Source organism: Marinagarivorans sp. (assembly GCF_982758155.1).
Map to the genome: position 1 here is coordinate 1 of NZ_CEXWTU010000394.1, position 2,345 is coordinate 2,345.

A 2,345-nucleotide genomic window follows, 5' to 3' on the forward strand; every position below is an offset into this window, starting at 1 on the left:
TTTCTGGTGTGTGGTTAAAACGCTGGCTGGTAATAATGCGTTGGTAGGGTAGGCCATCGGCTAGTGGGCGGGCCGGTAAAAATTTAATACTTTGTAAACCGAGTACTTCACCCACGGTGGCCTCGGGGTTTTGCTCGGTCACGTAGTTTTCTAGCAGGCCAGCTGGCCTGCACTTCAGACATGCTATTTAGCTAAATCGTCAACCATAACCTTTCGTATGAGCTTTATATCATCTCCATACAAAAAGTTGGGGAGTATGTCAATAACGCGATTATCCGAGCGCCGTATAAAGGCTATTCGACCTAAGATACCCTCTTTGAAATCAATGCCAACATCTTCAAATACATATACATTCTTACTTCCCCTCCAACTTATCACCCCTTTTAGCTCAATGGTTTTTTCCGAAGCACTAATTGTTACTCGGCGATACAATAAAGCCAAGGCTAAAACAACAAAAAGCTCAGCACCATTCCACATCCCCCAATCAAGATCAAATATAAAATTAACTAGGTTGATGACGCTAAAATTAACGATGACGAAACTTAAAAATAGTAACGCAAGCTTTAATAGGTTGGTTCTAAAAATCACTTACATCCCCCCACTATCACATCAGTACTGATATTTACGAGCGTACTCAAGCCGATAACATTTAAAAAAGCAGCCGTAACTATATCCGACTTAGCTAACACTCCATTCACAAAGGCTTTGATATAACGCAGGTTCACAAAAAATCCGAACAAGCCAGAAACAGCCGAATTAAAGGCATAGCCAGACGCCTTGCATGCCCCCGCCGAGTCAAAAATAATTGCAAAACCTTTTAAGGCTAAGGCTACTACAGAAGCAATTGCGCTGAATGTTGCTACAGCTAAAGCTCCTTGTGCTAACAAGCCTGCCGCCAAGATTGGCCCCACCATAAAAGGGAATGCTATTAACATTGCTAGAACTAACCCCAGTGCAATTGCAATTATTTTAGAGTGCCTGTCCTGCATTATTTCCTCGTTAGCGCTTATGCTTTACAGCACCAGAAAAACCAGCGCCGACTGCAGCAATAATTACAGCAATAATTACAGCAATAATATTAATATCGGGACTATACTCAAAATAAGCACCTATCTCTTTAAAAACAAATAACACTCCAAGAGAAAAAAAGTATAAAATAAAATACCGAAAATAGTCTTTATTCATCATTTATTTTCCAATTACTCTGGTTCCAAGCAAGGCGCTAAGTCAGAAATCACGAAACCAGAGCCTGCCCCGACAAGCGTTGCCACAAAAGGCTGCTTAACCAAAAGAAATAACAAACCCCCAAGAAATGCTGAAACACTCGCTTGAAATTTATTACACGCCCATGAGGCATCTTCACTCCCAAGTGCAATAGATTCTATCCCTCTGAATATTAGGGCTAAAGCTGAAGACACGACTAATACCGAAGCTCCTAACAAATAACTAATAAAAGTTGGGGCAAGTGCTACAGCAAGTGGGCCCGCTGCTGCAAAAACACCTATAAGAAGCGCAGACGCTACTACCGCAACCCAAAGAAATAGCATCATAAGCCCAATTGCCATGAGAATCCCCCCATTCCCCCCACCACTAATAATATAAGCCGCAGCACCCGTATCCGGGTCCATCAATATATAACCCTCACCAATCCAACCATTAAAATTAATCTGGTTTTCATGGGCGGTAGCGACTTTCCCTGCAAACACAGCATTGCGAATATCCGTTTCCGCTCCATCAGTTAACTCAAGCTGGCCTAATGCTAAATCCACATTACTTTGGTCTATTGTCCAAATACGTTGGCCTTCAGCCGCGGCAATGGCAAGTGCTTTAACTGCGCTAATACCTTGCGCTTGATTCTCTTCCGTCGAAAACATCTCGACTTTGGCTCCTGCGTCGTCCTACCTCCTACTTCCTGTAGTCGTGCTCAGGAATTAAATGCTCAAACGCACTACTTCTCGCCCCGGCGGCCTGCGTAAACGCCACTGCCTCTTCATTGCTACCGCTCTTCGCCACACGCTGATACCGCAACCGATCGATATCCATACTCAACCCGCTGAAATTCACTTGGCGGGGTATGCCGTAGAAATACTGGGGCTGTAGGTTTGTAGCTGAGGTGCCTTTACGCCAGCCTAATCTACCTCAGTGCTTCACGCAAAACTCTTATGCTGCGTTAGGCTTTTTGCTAAGGGCTGCAGCCATTAGCGGCAAAACCTGCCTTGCCTAAAAGCTTTGGGCTTTGCCCTGAAGGCATTCAGGCTAGCACAAAGGCACCTTGGTCCCATAAGAGGGTAAGCGGTGGGTGAGAATATTGGCGCTTTGTGCGGCGATTTGGTCTTGTAAATCAT

5 protein-coding genes are annotated in these 2,345 nt (G+C 44.4%); 1 reads left to right on the forward strand and 4 read right to left on the reverse strand.

The window, feature by feature from the left end:
* Positions 1-183: 183 nt before the first annotated feature.
* From AC3A8L_RS21225 to AC3A8L_RS21240, 4 genes are read right to left on the reverse strand one after another with little or no spacing between them, the layout of a single operon-like run.
* Positions 184-588: a hypothetical protein gene (locus AC3A8L_RS21225; RefSeq protein WP_487964272.1), complete on the reverse strand. Its 405-nt coding sequence runs from the start codon at positions 586-588 to the stop codon at positions 184-186.
* The gene (locus AC3A8L_RS21230; protein ID WP_487964273.1) at positions 585-989 is read right to left on the reverse strand and encodes a hypothetical protein; all 405 of its coding nucleotides are present in this window, start codon (positions 987-989) and stop codon (positions 585-587) included. Before AC3A8L_RS21230 ends, AC3A8L_RS21225 begins: the two co-directional genes overlap by 4 nt.
* 10 nt (positions 990-999) lie before the next feature.
* A complete protein-coding gene (locus AC3A8L_RS21235) occupies positions 1,000-1,188 on the reverse strand; it encodes a hypothetical protein (RefSeq protein WP_487964274.1) in 189 nt (62 codons plus the stop codon).
* 11 nt (positions 1,189-1,199) lie between these two features.
* Positions 1,200-1,874, reverse strand: coding sequence for a hypothetical protein (locus AC3A8L_RS21240; protein ID WP_487964275.1), 675 nt, complete (start codon positions 1,872-1,874; stop codon positions 1,200-1,202).
* Between the two features lie 61 nt (positions 1,875-1,935).
* Between AC3A8L_RS21240 and AC3A8L_RS21245 the strand changes: the two genes are divergently transcribed.
* Entirely contained in the window at positions 1,936-2,100 is a 165-nt protein-coding gene (locus AC3A8L_RS21245; protein ID WP_487964276.1) for a hypothetical protein, read from the forward strand.
* Positions 2,101-2,345 lie beyond the last annotated feature (245 nt).

What these genes read in the sequence shown, in the direction of transcription:
- AC3A8L_RS21230 (WP_487964273.1), bottom strand. Translation starts at nt 989, where the DNA reads ATGCAGGACAGGCACTCTAAAATAATTGCAATTGCACTGGGGTTAGTT.
- AC3A8L_RS21235 (WP_487964274.1), bottom strand. Translation starts at nt 1,188, where the DNA reads ATGATGAATAAAGACTATTTTCGGTATTTTATTTTATACTTTTTTTCT.
- AC3A8L_RS21240 (WP_487964275.1), bottom strand. Translation starts at nt 1,874, where the DNA reads ATGTTTTCGACGGAAGAGAATCAAGCGCAAGGTATTAGCGCAGTTAAA.
- AC3A8L_RS21245 (WP_487964276.1), top strand. Translation starts at nt 1,936, where the DNA reads ATGCTCAAACGCACTACTTCTCGCCCCGGCGGCCTGCGTAAACGCCAC.